Source organism: Streptomyces inusitatus (assembly GCF_014651115.1).
In the GTDB taxonomy this organism is placed as follows: Bacteria; Actinomycetota; Actinomycetes; order Streptomycetales; family Streptomycetaceae; genus Streptomyces; species Streptomyces amakusaensis.
In genome coordinates this window covers 221,485-235,949 of record NZ_BMWG01000009.1, presented here as the reverse complement: position 1 = coordinate 235,949, position 14,465 = coordinate 221,485, and the positions used below count along the sequence as shown (strand labels likewise).

Genomic DNA, 14,465 nt, shown 5'->3' with positions numbered 1-14,465 from the left:
GGAAATCGTACGGAACGAAATGGGACTCGCGTGTCGTCAGACTGGAAAGTAGAGATTGTGGAGTGCGGTGACCTAGTGCAAGACGATGACGAGGTCACCCCGCCCGGAGAAGCTGAGCGCCGCTGGAATCGGTACGTCGAGCTGGCCGATTCAGTGACTGGAAGTGAAGGTCCCTCTGGTGTCGCTGCGATCGTTTCTTCCTTGAAGGCTGAGGAGGATTACGGGGCCTACCAGGCGGCGCACGCCGCTTTGGGTCGCTTCCCTCATTCGGTCCTCGGTCAGGGAGTGGCCGATGCGTCCAGGGAACTTCTTTCCATCCCTCAGGATCAGAGTGGGAACGTCCTGCTGATCCTGACCCATGCTGGTCCTGCGGCAGTAAATTCCTTCAATGAAGCTATTCGGGCTGCCGATCCGGACGTTCGGGTCTCGGTTCGTGAACTTGTGGAGTTCCACGAATCCGAGGAATGGCTCTCAGAAGGTGGCGCCCAGAACGTTCTTCTGATTCCACGGGCATAGCCTAGAAGTGTGAACTCAAAAGCCCTACCGGCAATGGCGTCGGTGGGGCTTTTGGGTGTCTTGACGGCAACATCAGCGGACTACGACTGCGGCGGGTGGGTCGTCAGGGTCATCGTTCCCGCTGCCGAGGGCATCCCCCAGGGTGTCGATGGCTTGACGCTGGAGGCGGAGCCGGACGTGGGCGTAGACGCCTGTGGTGACGCCGTCGGCGGGCACACCCGGTGACCCGTCGTCGGCGGCGTGTCGGTCAGGAGTCCTGAGAACCTGCGGGACGCTGTCCGGGCACACGGCCCGTTGTAGAGTATGGGGACCGCACTTGACCTGCTAGAACGCAGGCAGGGAGCCTAGATCACAGGAGTACCGCCGTGCTGCGCACCATGTTCAAGTCGAAGATCCACCGTGCCACCGTGACCCAGGCCGATCTGCACTACGTCGGCTCGGTCACCATCGACGCGGAGCTGATGGAGGCGGCGGACCTGCTGCCGGGTGAGCTGGTGCACATCGTGGACATCACCAATGGCGCACGGCTGGAGACCTATGTCATCGAGGGCGAGCGCGGCTCCGGTGTCATTGGGATCAACGGGGCGGCGGCGCACCTCGTACACCCCGGGGATCTGGTGATCCTGATCAGCTACGCGCAGGTCGACGACGCCGAGGCACGGTCGCTGGTGCCCCGTGCCGTTCATGTCGACGCCGGCAACCGGATCGTCGCGCTCGGCTCCGACGCGTCCGAGCCCGTGCCCGGGAGCGACACCCTGCGCAGTCCGCACGCCGTGGTCTGACCGGGCAGGGCGAGCGCTCGGCGGCGGATCGGGGGAGGATGCCGTCATGCCAGACATCTCAGCGTTCGACATCCGAGACGACCGGGCGAAGGGTCTGCTGGAGGCGTACGAGGGCGGGGAGGTCACCGGGCGGATCGCCTACTTCGTCCTGGACTCCGAGCCCGCGGCCCTGGTCGCCGTGCACACGGTGGTGGAGGCGGAGCACGAGGGGAAGGGCATCGCCGGCTCCCTGGTGCGCGAGTTCTACCGGATCGCCGCGGGCGAGGGCGTCCCGGTGGTGCCGCTCTGCCCGTACGCGGCGGCCTGGGCCGAGCGGCATCCGGCGGAGGCTCCCGCGGCGCCCGCCGGGCTGGTCGAGGAGGCGAAGCGGCGGCTGAGGGCCGAACCGCACCTGTGGTGACCGGGGTCCGCGCGCGGGGGAGCGCGGACGGCGGGAGAGTGGGAGTGCACGCCCGTGAACCCTGGAGGTCAGGGATGACTCAGCCGCTCCCCGTGCCGCCCGCGCCCCCGCCGGGGCCCGGGCAGCCGGTTCCCCCGCCCGGGCCGCTGCCCGGTCCGGTGCCGACCCCGTCGCCGCCGCCCGTGCCGCCGGACCCGGTGCCGACGCCGCCGGACCCCGGGCCGGGGCCCTCGCCGGAGCCGGAGCCCGTCCCGGGCCCGGTCTGAGCCTGAGCGGGGAGGACCCGGACCCGGTCAGCCGGTGGAGACCTCCGAGCGGTCACCGCCCCAGAGGGTGTGGAACGAGCCCTCCCGGTCGGTCCGCCGGTAGGTGTGCGCGCCGAAGAAGTCCCGCTGCCCCTGGGTGAGCGCCGCGGGCAGCCGCTCCGCGCGCAGGGCGTCGTAGTACGCGAGGGAGGCCGCGAAGCCCGGCGTGGGCACACCCTGCCGGGCGGCGGTGGCGACCACCTCGCGCCAGTCGTCCTGGGCCGCCCCGATCTCGTCCGCGAAACCCTTGTCCGAGAGCAGGCTCGGCAGCTCGGGCCGGGCGTCGTACGCACCCCTGATCCGGTCCAGGAAGGCGGCCCGGATGATGCAGCCCGCCCGCCAGAGCGAGGCCACCGAGCCGAGGTCGACGTCCCAGCCGTACTCCTCGCTGCCCGCCTGGATCTGGTGGAAGCCCTGGGTGTACGACACGATCTTGGAGGCGTAGAGCGCCTGCTCCACCCGGGCGGCGAACCGCTCGGCCTCCGCCTCGTCCAGAGCCGCCGGAACCGGCCCCGGCAGCCCGCGCGAGGCGGCGCGCAGCTCCTCGTGGCCGGAGACCGAACGGGCGAAGACCGCCTCCGCGATGCCGGAGACCGGTACTCCGAGGTCGAGCGCGATCTGCACGGTCCAGCGGCCCGTGCCCTTCTGCTCCGCCTGGTCGGTGACGATGTCCACGAACGGCTTGCCGGTCGCGGCGTCCGTGTGGGCCAGCACCTCCGCGGTGATCTCGATCAGATACGAGTCGAGCCGGCCGGTGTTCCAGGTGCGGAAGGTCTCCGCGATCCGCGCGGGCGAGTACCCGGCGACCGAGCGCAGCAGGTGGTACGCCTCGGCGATCAGCTGCATATCGGCGTACTCGATGCCGTTGTGCACCATCTTCACGAAGTGGCCCGCGCCGTCCGGGCCGATGTGGGCCACGGTGGGAGTGCCGTCGGGGGCCTTCGCCGCGATCTTCTCCAGCAGCGGTCCGAGCGATTCGTACGACTGGGACGAACCACCCGGCATGATGCTCGGGCCGTGCAGCGCGCCCTCCTCGCCGCCCGAGATGCCCACGCCCACGAAGTGGATGCCGCGCTCGCGCAGCTCCTTCTCCCGGCGGCGGGTGTCGGCGAAGTGGGCGTTGCCGCCGTCGATGATGACGTCGCCCTCCTCCAGCAGCGGCGCGAACTCCTCGATCACCGCGTCCGTCGGCTCTCCCGCCTTGACCATGATCACCAGTCGGCGGGGGCGCTCCAGCGCGGCCACGAACTCCTCGGCCGACTCGGCCGCCACGAAGGATCCCTCCGAGCCGAATTCCTCCACCAGCGCCCGGGTGCGGGCCGCGGTCCTGTTGTGCACGGCGACGGTGAAGCCGTTGCGAGCGAAGTTGCGGGCGAGGTTGCGGCCCATCACCGCGAGTCCGGTGACACCGATCTGGGCTGTTCCACTCATCATGTGCTCCTGGCTGTGTGTTGCGAGTTCGTTTCCTTCAATGATCTTCAAGTGCCGTGCGCCCGCGTGCATTCCGGAATCCTGGAACTCGTCCTGATGGGTCAAGGGGACGGCGATTCCCGGCCTGGCCGGAAGCCCCGCACCGCCACCTCGGGCGACGGCGTGTCGCGGCGCGGGCACGGCGTGTCGCGGGCGTGTCGGGCGATCGCATATGCCGCAGTGCGCCCGCGATGAGCCCTTGTCACCGCCTAATTCGAGCACTTAGGTTGACCGCTGGACGTGACCTATTCGTCATGTAACAAGACTGTTCCGTGGGGGAGACTCACATGACCGCAACCGGTCGGCACCGCAAGTACCAGCCGAGCCGTTTCAATCGTGCCTCTCTCACCCTCACCGCGGGCGGCGCGGGCATAGCCCTGCCGCTCGTCGGGGCGGGCTCGGCGAACGCGGCCTCGTCGGACGCCTGGGAGAAGGTCGCGGCCTGCGAATCCACCAGCCAGTGGAAGATCAATACGGGTAACGGCTACTTCGGCGGACTCCAGTTCAGCCAGTCCACCTGGGAGGCGTACGGCGGCCGGGAGTACGCCCCGCGCGCCGATCTCGCCAGCCGCGACCAGCAGATAGCCATCGCCGAGCGGGTCCTTGAGGGCCAGGGCCCGGACGCCTGGCCCAACTGCTCGGCCGGCGCCGGTCTCACGCGCGGCGAGGACCGGGCCGATCGGCGGGCGGACACGGACCGCGCCGGCGGCCAGCGCGCCCAGGGCGAGCGCCGGGGGCCCGCGACGACGGCCCCGGCCCGGTCCGCCCCGCAGAAGGCGGCGTCGCCCACCTCGGTCCCCACCCAGCGCGAGGGGTACACGGTCGCCGCGGGCGACTCCCTCTCCAAGATCGCCGCCAAGAAGGACGTCCGGGGCGGCTGGCCGAAGCTGTACGCGCAGAACCGTACGACGGTCGGCTCCGACCCCGATCTGATCCACCCGGGCCAGCGGCTCGTCATCCGGATGGACGCCCCCAGGGCGGACGCCAGGACGCCCGCGCCGACGAAGGCCCGGGAGACGCCCAAGCCCTCGAAGAAGCGGACCCCTCCGCCGAGCCCGCCCGCGGGCACCGACCTCAAGAAGCCCGACCCGAAGCAGGAGACCCCCCGGGGCGGGCCGGGGCTCAAGCAGCAGGCCCCGAAGAAGCAGGCCGCCGCCGCGCCCGCGAAGCAGCAGACCGAGCGGCAGGCGAAACCGCAGCCGAGGCAGCAGGCCAAGCAGCAGGCCAAGCCGCAGCCCAGACAGCAGGCCAAGCCCGAGACCAAGCGCGTCAGCGACAACCGGGCCACCGGCCGCACGGCACGCATGAGCGCCCCCGTCGACGGCTCCACCGGCACCGCGTACCGCCAGACCGGCTCCTCCTGGTCCAGCGGCTACCACACGGGGGTCGACTTCCCCGTACCCACCGGCACCTCCGTCAAGGCGGTGGCCTCCGGCCGCATCGTCTCGGCCGGCTGGGCGGGCGCGTACGGCTACCAGATCGTCGTCCGGCACACCGACGGAAGGTACAGCCAGTACGCGCATCTGTCGGCCCTCACCGTCCGCGCCGGGCAGCAGGTCGCCGCCGGCCAGCGGATAGGCCGCTCAGGATCCACCGGCAACAGCTCGGGACCGCATCTCCACTTCGAGGTCCGCACCGGTCCGGGGTACGGATCCGACGTCGACCCCCTCGCCTATCTCCGCGCGGGCGGCGTCTCCATCTGAGACCGGCGGCCGGGCCTCCGCCAGGAGGTCCGGCCCGATCCGCTCCCCGATCCGCTCCCCTGACCGCGCCTCCGGCGGACCCGCCGGGGCCGGAACGCCGCCGATCGGAGCCGGTGCGGCGCCCGACGCCGGACCCGGGGGCACCGGCACCGGCTCCGGCATCGCGTCCGCCGCCGCGCCCCGGGCCTCTGACACCGCCGTGCCCGCCCCCGTACCGCCCGAAGCGGCCAGCCGCTCCGTCGTGAGGAGGACGAGCCCGGTCGCCGCCAGCGCGCCGAAGCCGAGCGCCAGCATCCCGCCCAGCACCCCGTACCGGAAACTCTCGCCGAACATGGTGATGCCGACCACCGCCGCCACGACCGGGTTGACCACCGTCACCGTCGCCAGCGGAGCCGCCAGCCCGGCACCCCGGTAGGACGCCTGGGAGAGCATCAGCCCGCCGAGCGCGAGCACTCCTATCACCACCAGGCTCGTCCCCTGCGCCACCGGCTGGGACCACTCCCAGTCCATCGCCACGTTCTTGGTGAACACCGAGCCCATGCCGAAGGCGATGCCCGCCGCCGACGCCAGCAGCACACTCCGCAGCACCGGCCGGCCGACCGTCTGCGCGACCAGGAAGACCAGCGCCACCGTGCCGAGGGTGACCGCCGTCAGCACCCCGCGCTGCCCGGTGCCCAGGGTGTGCGAGCCGGTGTCCCCGGCCACCGCCAGCAGACCGGCCAGCCCCACCGTCGCCAGCGTCGCCCCGCGCCACGCCCCGCGACCCGCCCGCCGCCCCACGAAGAGCGCCGCCATCGGCAGCGCGAACACGATCGTCAGCGCGCCGAGGGGCTGCACCACACTCAGCGGGCCGTACGCCAGCGCCACCACGTGCAGGACCGCGCCCACCCCGTTCAGCGAGACGGCCAGCCACCACCCGGCGTGATTCAGCGGGGCGTACGGACGGGCGGGGGAAGCCGCGGCGACATGCTCCTGCACGATCGCCCCGGCCGCGTAGGCGACCGCGGAGACCAACGACAGGACCACTGCCAGCACAAGGGAACTCATAGAGACCACGATCTCCCGTGTTCGGCTGTCACGTCGTCGTCCCTGAGCAGGCAATTGGACGTACTGCCGACGGAGTACGAGCGTAGGCCAAAAGTCCACCCACCGACTCTTGAGCAGCTCAGAGGGGGTGGCGGCGAATTCGGGCATGACTAGTGTGGTCACCGGCAATCACGAACGGGTGACGGACGGGAGCGAGCGGCGTGGATCTTCGGGAGCTGGGCTCGATCGGCGGATTCTTCGCCCTGCGGACCTCCGCCGACACCCCGCGGCCCGGGCCCGGCGCGGTGCCGCTGGCCCAGGTGTACGCGGGGGACCTCGCCCCCCTCACCCGGCGTGTCGACATCGTCGCCGAACGCCACACGCCCCCCGAGCGCCGGGTCGCCGCCTCCATCGCCCAGCTGGGACTGGCCGCCCGGCTGTGGTCCGTCGCCCTGGGCGCGGCCGTCCTCACCGGAGAACTCCCCGACCTCGACCCCGCCCGGCTCCACTGGTCCCCCGACCGGACGTCCCCCGACGACCTCTGGCTCGATCTGAGCGCCGCCCCCGACACCCCCCGGACCCGGCCCGCCACCGTGGACGCCCTCCACGACACCGTCCAGCTCACCCATCTCACACCGCTCGCCGAGGCCCTGCGCCACGACACCCCCGTCTCCCGCCGGCTGCTCCAGGGCAACGCCGGATCCGCGCTCGCCGGAGCCGTACGGCAGATCGACGACTGGGCGCGCGGCGCGGACCGCCCCGAGTCCGCCGCCCGGGCGGCGGCCCTCGCCGAGGGACTCCTCCGCCGCCCCGAACTGGCGGGCACCGTCCACGGCCCCCGGATGCGGCGCAGCAGCTGCTGTCTCTACTACCGGGCCCCGCGCGGCGGACTCTGCGGCGACTGCGTCTTCGACCGTCCGCCGCGCCGGGCCGAGCGCTGACGGTCCCGGCGGCCGTCTTCCCCGTACGCCCCCGGTGAGTGACCATCAGGGGGTGAAGGTGGGACTGCTCACTCGTGAATACCCCCCGGACGTCACCGGGGGAGCCGGAGCCCATGTCGAGTTCCTCGCCCGGGAGTTACGGGCCCTGACCGATCTGGAGGTCCACTGCTGGGGCGACGGAGAGGCCGAGGGCGTACTCCGCCACCGGCCCGCCGCCTCCCTCGCCGGAGCCGACCCCGCGCTCGGCGCGCTCTCCGTCGACCTGGCCATGGCCGCCGAACTGGCGGGCCGGGAGCTGGTCCACTCCCACACCTGGTACGCCTCGCTCGCGGGCCATCTCGCCAAACTCCTGTACGGGGTGCCCCATGTGATCACCGCGCACTCCCTGGCCCCGGCACACCCCCGGCCCCCCGGCGGCGACACCTTCGCGGGCTGGGCCGAGCGCACCGCGATCGGGACGGCGGACGCGGTCGTCACCGTCTCCCGGCGGATGCGGCAGGACATCCTCGCCGCCCACCCCGCCCTCGACCCCGACCGGGTACGGGTCATCCCCGGCGGCGTCGACACCCTCCTCTTCCGCCCCGACCACGAGACCGACGCACTGGAGCGCACCGGCGTCGACCCGACCCGCCCCTACGCGCTCTTCGTCGGCCGCCTCACCGGCCGCAAGGGCCTGCCGCACCTGCTGCGCGCGGCCCACGCCCTCGACCCCGAGGCACAGCTCGTCCTCTGCACCGGCCCGCCCGGCGACACCCCGGCCGACGCCGAGGCACGCGCGCTGATCGCGGAGCTGGACCGGGTGCGCGACGGCGTGCACTGGATACCCGGCACGCTGCCGCGCCCCCGGCTCGTCCAGCTGCTCAGCCACGCGACCGTGCTCGTCTGCCCCTCCGTCCACGAACCGCTCGGCATGATCAACCTGGAGGCCATGGCCTGCGGCACCGCGGTGGTCGCCTCCGCCGTCGGCGGCATCCCCGAGGTGGTCGACGACGGCACCACCGGACTGCTGGTGCCCTACGACGCCCGGCACCCCGAAGCCTTCGAGTCGGGGCTGACCCAGGCCGTCAACCGAGTCCTGGACGACCCCGGGGGAGCCGCCCGGATGGGCGCGGCCGGCCGCCGCCGCGTGGTGCGCGAATTCGCCTGGGACCGGGCCGCCAAACGCGTCTACGCGCTGTACGAGGAACTCCTCGCCCGGCCCTAGAATCCGGCCGCGACCGTGTCCTTCACCACACCCGGCCGGTGCCGTCACAGGCGGGGTGGGCGCTGGGGTCTGTCGCGCATTTGGCCGTCACCCTTTCGCTCAGTAAAGTTGCGCTTTTGAAACCCCGCAGCTCGTGAGTGATCGAGGAACGCCAACGCCATGACGGTGACAGAGGACAGCCCCATCCACGGCCCCGGAATCGACCCGGAGCGGTTGGCCGTCTGCCTGAGCGTGCTCGACGAGCTCGACAAGCTGGACGTCGACCACCCCGACGCGATCATGGTGCGCCGCGCCACCGCAGGCATCTACCGCACGGTCAAGCAGCGCCGCCGCCAGGAGCGCCGCGCCGCCAAGACCGCGCACGACCGGTCCGTCACCGAGGCCACCGCCACCGGCTCCGCCGAGCGGATCGACGACGAGACCGAGGGGCTGCTGCCGTCCTCCTCCGTCACCGGCGAGATCGCGGGCATACTCCAGCGCCCCCGGTCCTGCTACATCTGCAAGACCCGTTACACCGAGGTCGACGCCTTCTACCACCAGCTCTGCCAGCAGTGCGCCGCCGAGAACCGCGCCCGCCGGGACGCCCGTACCGACCTCACCGGCAAGCGCGCCCTCCTCACCGGCGGCCGGGCCAAGATCGGCATGTACATCGCGCTGCGGCTGCTGCGCGACGGCGCGCACACCACGGTCACCACCCGCTTCCCCAATGACGCCATCCGGCGGTTCAAGGCGATGCCGGACAGCGACGAGTGGATCCACCGCCTCAAGATCGTCGGAATCGATCTCCGCGACCCGGCCCAGGTCGTCGCGCTCGCCGACTCGGTCGCCGCCGAAGGCCCGCTGGACATCCTGATCAACAACGCCGCGCAGACCGTGCGCCGCTCCCCGCAGGCGTACAGCGAGCTGCTCGCCGCCGAGTCGGCCCCGCTGCCCGCCGGTGTGCTGCCGCCCGCGCAGATCATCGGCACCTTCGGCAGCGGCGCGGTCGACTCGGTCGCCGCGCTTCCCTCGGCCACCCGCGAGGGGCTGAGCGCCGAGGACGTCACCGGTCTCGCCCTGGTCTCCGGCTCGGCCACGCCCGCGCGGATCGAGGCCGGCACCGCGATCGACGCGGGCGGTCTCGTGCCCGACCTGCACGACACCAACAGCTGGATCCAGACGGTCTCCGAGGTCGACCCGGTGGAGCTGCTGGAGGTCCAGCTCTGCAACTCCACCGCCCCGTTCATCCTGATCAGCCGGCTCCGCCCGGCGATGGCCGCCGCGAAGGCCCGCCGGACCTACGTCGTCAACGTCTCCGCGATGGAGGGCGTCTTCAGCCGCGGCTACAAGGGCGCGGGCCACCCGCACACCAACATGGCCAAGGCGGCGCTGAACATGCTCACCCGCACCAGCGGCCAGGAGATGTTCGAGACCGACGGCATCCTCATGACCGCCGTCGACACCGGCTGGATCACCGACGAGCGCCCGCACCCCGACAAGATGCGCCTCGCCGCCGAGGGCTTCCACGCCCCGCTCGACCTGGTCGACGGCGCGGCCCGCGTCTACGACCCCATCGTGCGCGGCGAGGCGGGCGAGGACCTGTACGGCTGCTTCCTCAAGGACTACGCCCCCGCGAACTGGTAACCGCACCACCGCATCGCCTTCACCGATGGACGGCGGTACGGGCCCGGGCCCCGCGCCCGCGCCTCGTACCGCCGTCCATCGGCCGTTTCCGGGCGGCGCTCCGGCCAACGCCGTGTGTACGCGCTCCGCTCCGCTCCTCTGCGGGAGCTGGCGGACGCGCTCAGCCGGCTCGCCGAAAGCGCCGACCGGACGACCGACGGCCCGCGCGCGACCTACGACCGCTACGGGCTCAGCCTCCGCGCGGAGCGGCTCGCGGCCGAGGGGCCGGGGTGGGCCGACGGCCGCTCGTTCGCGTTCCGCCGGTCGGCACCGGGGCGTCCCGGACGGGGCCGTCGCGGAGGTGCCCGCGACCGTATGACCGGCCTCCGGAAGCCTGCGACGACGGCCCTGCCGGCGGCCGACGAGGCCGACCGGTTGGCGCTCACGGTCTTCCCGGTCTTCCTCGGCGGCGGGCCGCGCCTGTTCGACGACGGTCTCCCCGGGGCGCGATGGGCGCTCGTCGGTCAGAGCGCGGGCGAGCACGGCACCCTGGCCCTCGTCTACGACAGGATCCGCTGAGTCGGCCGACTCCGGTGGGCCGGAAGCGCCCGCGCCGGTCACCCGGACGGCCCAGAGCCGGGCCACTCCCTCGGCGGAGAAGCCGATTACTCCATCCGGGTTCCTCATCAGGCCGACAATACGACCACAAATCCCTTATAGGGATGGTTCGTTGGCCTGAATTAAGCGGAATATGAGGCCCCATCGAGCGATGCTCTGCTCATTTGGTTAACCTGAGGTGCACGGACGCCACCAAAGGGCCTCACGAAAGCCCCTTGGCCGTCCTGGGACACGTCTGCAACCAGGCCGCGATCCCGCCAGAGAGCCGGCGCCACCGCGACCGAACCGCCCCTGTCCCAGTTACGCGACACAGAGGAGTGCGCGGTGACAACTGAAGTCAAGAAGCACGACCATCGACCGCCGGAACGTATCCGCGAGCGGGTTCGCCGGCCCGATGAGCTGGGCAGTCTGGAAGTCTGGGCCCGATCGGCGCCGATCCGGCTCGCGGGGTACGAGGAAGACCTCGCCGAGCCGCACATCCTGCAGGGCATCGACTGAGCCCGCGCGCCACGAGACCGCCCCCGCCACCGCCATGGCGGGGGCGGTCCCGCGTCCGGCCCCTGTTCGTCTCTCCGCCTCCGCTCGCCCAGCGGCTCAGCGGCTCAGCCGGGTCGGCCGCAGGAACTCCCGTACGAAGGTGCGGTGCCACCAGGCCCCGGTGGTCCGCAGCTCCCGCCAGGTGGTGAACCGGTAGCGGTAGAGCCGGGCGCGGACATGGGTGGGCGGGGCGTCGGGGAAGGGGTTGTGCGCCAGCAGTCGCAGGGTGTCGCGGTCGTTCTCCAGGAGGCGTTGCACGAAGGGGCCGAACCAGGGGCGGGCGTAGGCGGGGGAGAGGGCGGCGAACCACATCATCCAGTCGAGCCGCAGATGGTAGGGGGCGAACTGGCGCGGCAGGCGGCGTAGATCCGTCGGTTTGCCCTTGAAGCCGTACTCCCGCCAGACCGTGCCCTCGTGCGGTCGGGTCTCGTCGGTGCCCTCCACCACCAGTTCCATGCGCATCCGCCCCACCGTGCCGAAAGCGCCGTAGGCGTTGACCAGATGGAGCGAGTCGTAGGAGCGGTTCATCTGCTGTCGCCGGGAGAGCAGATTGCGCGCCGGACGGTAACTCAGCACCAGTACGGCACCGGTGACCGCGATCACCGTGATCTCGTACCAGAGCGGGGACGGGGGAGGGTGTGCGGGCGGGGCGGCGAGGTGGGAGAGGTTCATGGCGGAGAGCGCGAGGGCGATGGTCAGCCAGTTCAGCCAGGAGAAATTGCCCGAGAGCACCAGCCACAGCTGGGTCAGCACGATGGCGGCGGCGGCGAAGGTCGCCACCGGCTGAGGGGTGAAGAGCAGTACGGGCAGGACGAGTTGGACCGTATGGCTGGCGGCGGCCTCGATCCGGTGGAGCGGCCGGGGCAGCCGGTGGAAGAACCAGCTCAGTGGGCCCGGCATCGGCTGGGTCTCGTGGTGGTAGTACAGACAGGTCAGATCGCGCCAGCAGCGGTCTCCCCGGATCTTGATCAGCCCCGCGCCGAACTCCACCCGGAACAGCACCCACCGCAGCAGGAGGAGGACGAGCACAGGGGGAGCGGTTCGCTCGTTGCCGAGGAAGACGGCGAGGAAGCCGGTCTCCAGCAGCAGCGATTCCCAGCCGAATCCATACCAGATCTGCCCCACATTGACGATGGACAGATACAGCACCCACAGCACGGCCCACCAGGCCATCGCCACCGCGAGCGGCAGCCGGTCCGCCGCGCCCGCGACCAGGGCGGCCGACAGTGCCGCCCCGGTCCAGCAGCAGAGCGCGAACAGCCGGTCGGAGTAGTAGGGCCAGAAGAGCCCGGGGGCGTCCCGAAAGCGCGTCCGGCGGACGAACTCGGGCACCGGAAGCATGCCCTTCTCCCCGATGAGCGCACGGAACTGCAACGCGGCGGTGAGGAAGGCGACCAGATACACGGCGGCCAGAGCCCGCTGGAAGACCAGTCGGCTCAGCCAGTAGTCACTGTCGGCGAACCACTCCATCACCACCAGTATCAGGGTGGGCGGCGATCCGGCGCACGGTGCGGCCGAGCCTTCGGGCGTACCACCGCTGGAACAGCGGGACGAGCGGCCCGGCCGCGCGGCTGTACCGGCGGGCCGGACGGCTGAAGGCCGTCACGGTGAACCACACCGAGCCGTCGTCCCGCAGCTCCACCACGAACGACTCCTCGCCGCACTCGGGATGGCCGGTGAGCGTGCCGTAGCCGAAACCGGCCCGCCGGTCGTCGTCCACCGCCCACACCACCTCGCACCGGCCGCCGAGCCGCAGCGGGCCCGCGCCCACGGAGAGTTCGACCCGGACGCCGGGATCGGCCCGCTCCGAGGAGGCGCGCAGCCGGATCCCGGAGAGCCGGTGCATCCGCCAGTCGAGCACGGCCGCCCCCGCCGCCTCGAAGACCGCCCGGCCGTGCCCCATCGGCGCGGTGAGACGCAGATGGGCGTAGCCGTCGGGGAGCGGGCCGGAGCGGGTGGCGCCGATCTCCCGGTAGCTGAGCGCCCGCCGGACGGGCGAGGGCCGTCCGGCGGACGGACACACGGGCCCGACGGCCGCCCCGACCCCCGAGCGAACGGCCCTTCCGATCAGGCTGACCAGCACTGACATCCCCCGTGCCCTCCAGATCTGAACGTGTTCAAGTGTTGTGGCCCCGAGCGTACGCACCCCGCCGAAGGCGTTCAAGTGGCGGGGGCGGCGGGAGTCCGGCAGAACTTGAGGGACCGAAGCAGGGTGAGAAGGCGGGAGAGGCACGTGCGTTCCAATCGTCGTCGCGACACCGCGACGCGTCGTCGCCGGTACCCGGAGCGCGGCCGGTGGCCGCGCCTGCCCGAAGCTCCGGGCCGCCGGCCCGTGGTCGTCGCGATCGCCGCCGGGATCTGTCTCGCGCCGCTGCTCGCGGGCTGTGGGACGGACCCCGCCCCCGCGCCCCCCGCCGGCGAGGAGGTGATCCTTCAGCCGGTCGCCGCCCGGGGCCCCGACCCGTACACGGAATCGACGGCCCGGTCCCTCTCGGCCCCCGAGCCCCGGCCGCCCGCGCCGAACGCCGGGACGCGCGGAGCGCCGCTGCGCGGACAGACCCTGCGCACCCTCTCCGGCGGCACGCCCGGCCTCTACGGCGGGGTCGAGTCCGTCGGTAGCTGCGACGCCGAACGCCAGCTCGATCTGATCGGCGAGGACCGGGGCAAGGAGCGCGCCTTCGCCCGGGCCTCCGGGGTCTCCCCGGCGGGGCTCGCGGGCTTCCTGCGCGAACTGACCCCGGTGGTGCTGCGCACCGACACCAGGGTCACCGCGCACGGCTACCGGGCCGGTTCGGACGTCGCCCGGCAGGCCGTGCTCCAGGCGGGCACCGCCGTGCTGGTCGATCCGCGCGGGGTGCCGCGCGTCCGCTGCGCGGGCGGCAACCCGCTGCGGCCGCCGGTCGCGGTGGAGGGGGCCGTGGTCCACCGGGGCAGGCCCTGGGCCGGGTACGCGCCCGAGCGGATCGTCGTCATCGAGCCGTCGGACCGGGTCGCCGGTCATCTGGTGATCGCCGACGTCCTCGACAGCGGCTGGATCGACCGGGCGACCGGGAGCGACGGGGAGCGGGACAGCAGACCCGAGGTGCTTCCGCCGGGCGATGCCCCGGACAACCTCTACAGCTATCCGCCCGCCGAATCGCTGTCGCGCACCCCCGCCCCGGCCGCGACGGCCCCGACCCCGCCGCCGGTGGCGTCCGTACCGCGTACCGCGGAGCCAGACCCGGTCCCCGCCCCCGGCGACGACCTCGAACAGGACGAGGATCCGGACGTGTACCTGGAAGAGGACCTGGGCGAAGACCTGGACCTGGGCCCGGACGAGGGCTCCGACGTCTTCGCGGGCTGAGAGACCACCGACAGTCGA

The 14,465-nt window shown here is 72.3% G+C and carries 14 protein-coding genes and 1 pseudogene; 10 read left to right on the top strand and 5 right to left on the bottom strand.

The genetic code is table 11. The features are described 5' to 3' along the window. The first annotated feature begins 30 nt into the window (after positions 1 to 30). On the top strand, positions 31 to 516 hold the full coding sequence (locus IE247_RS17160; protein WP_190124004.1) for a hypothetical protein: 486 nt from the start codon (positions 31 to 33) through the stop codon (positions 514 to 516). Between the two features lie 72 nt (positions 517 to 588). Here IE247_RS17160 and IE247_RS35150 read toward each other — a convergent pair. Next, positions 589 to 720, bottom strand: a pseudogene (locus IE247_RS35150) (site-specific integrase); the annotation flags it as partial. Positions 721 to 881: 161 nt separating this feature from the next. Between IE247_RS35150 and panD the strand changes: the two are divergent. Beyond that, a complete protein-coding gene (gene panD / locus IE247_RS17155) occupies positions 882 to 1,298 on the top strand; it encodes an aspartate 1-decarboxylase (protein ID WP_190124003.1) in 417 nt (138 codons plus the stop codon). Between the two features lie 46 nt (positions 1,299 to 1,344). Next, the gene (locus tag IE247_RS17150) at positions 1,345 to 1,698 is read left to right on the top strand and encodes a GNAT family N-acetyltransferase (RefSeq protein ID WP_190124002.1); all 354 of its coding nucleotides are present in this window, start codon (positions 1,345 to 1,347) and stop codon (positions 1,696 to 1,698) included. A gap of 293 nt (positions 1,699 to 1,991) precedes the next feature. On the opposite strand, the gene gnd is transcribed toward IE247_RS17150, so the two are convergent. Beyond that, on the bottom strand, positions 1,992 to 3,434 hold the full coding sequence (gnd, locus tag IE247_RS17145; RefSeq protein ID WP_190124001.1) for an NADP-dependent phosphogluconate dehydrogenase: 1,443 nt from the start codon (positions 3,432 to 3,434) through the stop codon (positions 1,992 to 1,994). Positions 3,435 to 3,760: 326 nt separating this feature from the next. Here gnd and IE247_RS17140 point away from each other — a divergent pair, with 326 nt between their 5' ends. Continuing rightward, positions 3,761 to 5,176, top strand: a complete 1,416-nt coding sequence (locus IE247_RS17140; protein ID WP_190124000.1) for a transglycosylase family protein — start codon at positions 3,761 to 3,763, stop codon at positions 5,174 to 5,176. Here IE247_RS17140 and IE247_RS17135 read toward each other — a convergent pair. Then, positions 5,057 to 6,223, bottom strand: coding sequence for a DMT family transporter (locus IE247_RS17135; RefSeq protein WP_190123999.1), 1,167 nt, complete (start codon positions 6,221 to 6,223; stop codon positions 5,057 to 5,059). The genes IE247_RS17140 and IE247_RS17135 overlap by 120 nt on opposite strands. 200 nt (positions 6,224 to 6,423) lie before the next feature. Between IE247_RS17135 and IE247_RS17130 the strand changes: the two genes are divergently transcribed. From IE247_RS17130 to IE247_RS17105, 5 genes are all read left to right on the top strand, one after another. Next, on the top strand, positions 6,424 to 7,143 hold the full coding sequence (locus tag IE247_RS17130; RefSeq protein WP_190123998.1) for a (2Fe-2S)-binding protein: 720 nt from the start codon (positions 6,424 to 6,426) through the stop codon (positions 7,141 to 7,143). A gap of 58 nt (positions 7,144 to 7,201) precedes the next feature. Continuing rightward, positions 7,202 to 8,347 (top strand): glycogen synthase, encoded by a 1,146-nt coding sequence (gene glgA, locus IE247_RS17125; protein WP_190123997.1) that lies wholly within the window; start codon positions 7,202 to 7,204, stop codon positions 8,345 to 8,347. A 159-nt stretch (positions 8,348 to 8,506) separates the two neighbouring features. Further along, positions 8,507 to 9,970: an SDR family NAD(P)-dependent oxidoreductase gene (locus IE247_RS17120; RefSeq protein ID WP_190123996.1), complete on the top strand. Its 1,464-nt coding sequence runs from the start codon at positions 8,507 to 8,509 to the stop codon at positions 9,968 to 9,970. A gap of 114 nt (positions 9,971 to 10,084) precedes the next feature. Continuing rightward, positions 10,085 to 10,528 (top strand): dihydrofolate reductase family protein, encoded by a 444-nt coding sequence (locus tag IE247_RS34885; protein WP_308433241.1) that lies wholly within the window; start codon positions 10,085 to 10,087, stop codon positions 10,526 to 10,528. Positions 10,529 to 10,891: 363 nt separating this feature from the next. Then, positions 10,892 to 11,065, top strand: coding sequence for a hypothetical protein (locus IE247_RS17105; RefSeq protein ID WP_190123995.1), 174 nt, complete (start codon positions 10,892 to 10,894; stop codon positions 11,063 to 11,065). A 96-nt stretch (positions 11,066 to 11,161) separates the two neighbouring features. Here IE247_RS17105 and IE247_RS17100 read toward each other — a convergent pair whose 3' ends face one another. Both IE247_RS17100 and IE247_RS17095 read right to left on the bottom strand, forming a co-directional pair. Continuing rightward, the gene (locus IE247_RS17100; RefSeq protein WP_190123994.1) at positions 11,162 to 12,574 is read right to left on the bottom strand and encodes a lipase maturation factor family protein; all 1,413 of its coding nucleotides are present in this window, start codon (positions 12,572 to 12,574) and stop codon (positions 11,162 to 11,164) included. Beyond that, positions 12,552 to 13,193: a DUF1990 domain-containing protein gene (locus IE247_RS17095; protein WP_190123993.1), complete on the bottom strand. Its 642-nt coding sequence runs from the start codon at positions 13,191 to 13,193 to the stop codon at positions 12,552 to 12,554. The genes IE247_RS17100 and IE247_RS17095 overlap by 23 nt, the downstream gene beginning before the upstream one ends. A 144-nt stretch (positions 13,194 to 13,337) precedes the next feature. Between IE247_RS17095 and IE247_RS17090 the strand changes: the two genes are divergently transcribed. Next, positions 13,338 to 14,447 carry a DUF6777 domain-containing protein gene (locus IE247_RS17090; protein WP_190123992.1) on the top strand — a complete coding sequence of 370 codons (1,110 nt, stop codon included), beginning with the start codon at positions 13,338 to 13,340 and terminating at the stop codon, positions 14,445 to 14,447. Positions 14,448 to 14,465 lie beyond the last annotated feature (18 nt).

Bases quoted from the DNA above. Each gene is read 5' to 3' on its own strand.
- IE247_RS17120 (WP_190123996.1), top strand. From the start codon at position 8,507: ATGACGGTGACAGAGGACAGCCCCATCCACGGCCCCGGAATCGACCCG.
- IE247_RS17140 (WP_190124000.1), top strand. From the start codon at position 3,761: ATGACCGCAACCGGTCGGCACCGCAAGTACCAGCCGAGCCGTTTCAAT.
- IE247_RS17100 (WP_190123994.1), bottom strand. From the start codon at position 12,574: ATGGAGTGGTTCGCCGACAGTGACTACTGGCTGAGCCGACTGGTCTTC.
- IE247_RS17135 (WP_190123999.1), bottom strand. From the start codon at position 6,223: ATGAGTTCCCTTGTGCTGGCAGTGGTCCTGTCGTTGGTCTCCGCGGTC.
- IE247_RS17095 (WP_190123993.1), bottom strand. From the start codon at position 13,193: ATGTCAGTGCTGGTCAGCCTGATCGGAAGGGCCGTTCGCTCGGGGGTC.
- IE247_RS17150 (WP_190124002.1), top strand. From the start codon at position 1,345: ATGCCAGACATCTCAGCGTTCGACATCCGAGACGACCGGGCGAAGGGT.
- gnd (WP_190124001.1), bottom strand. From the start codon at position 3,434: ATGAGTGGAACAGCCCAGATCGGTGTCACCGGACTCGCGGTGATGGGC.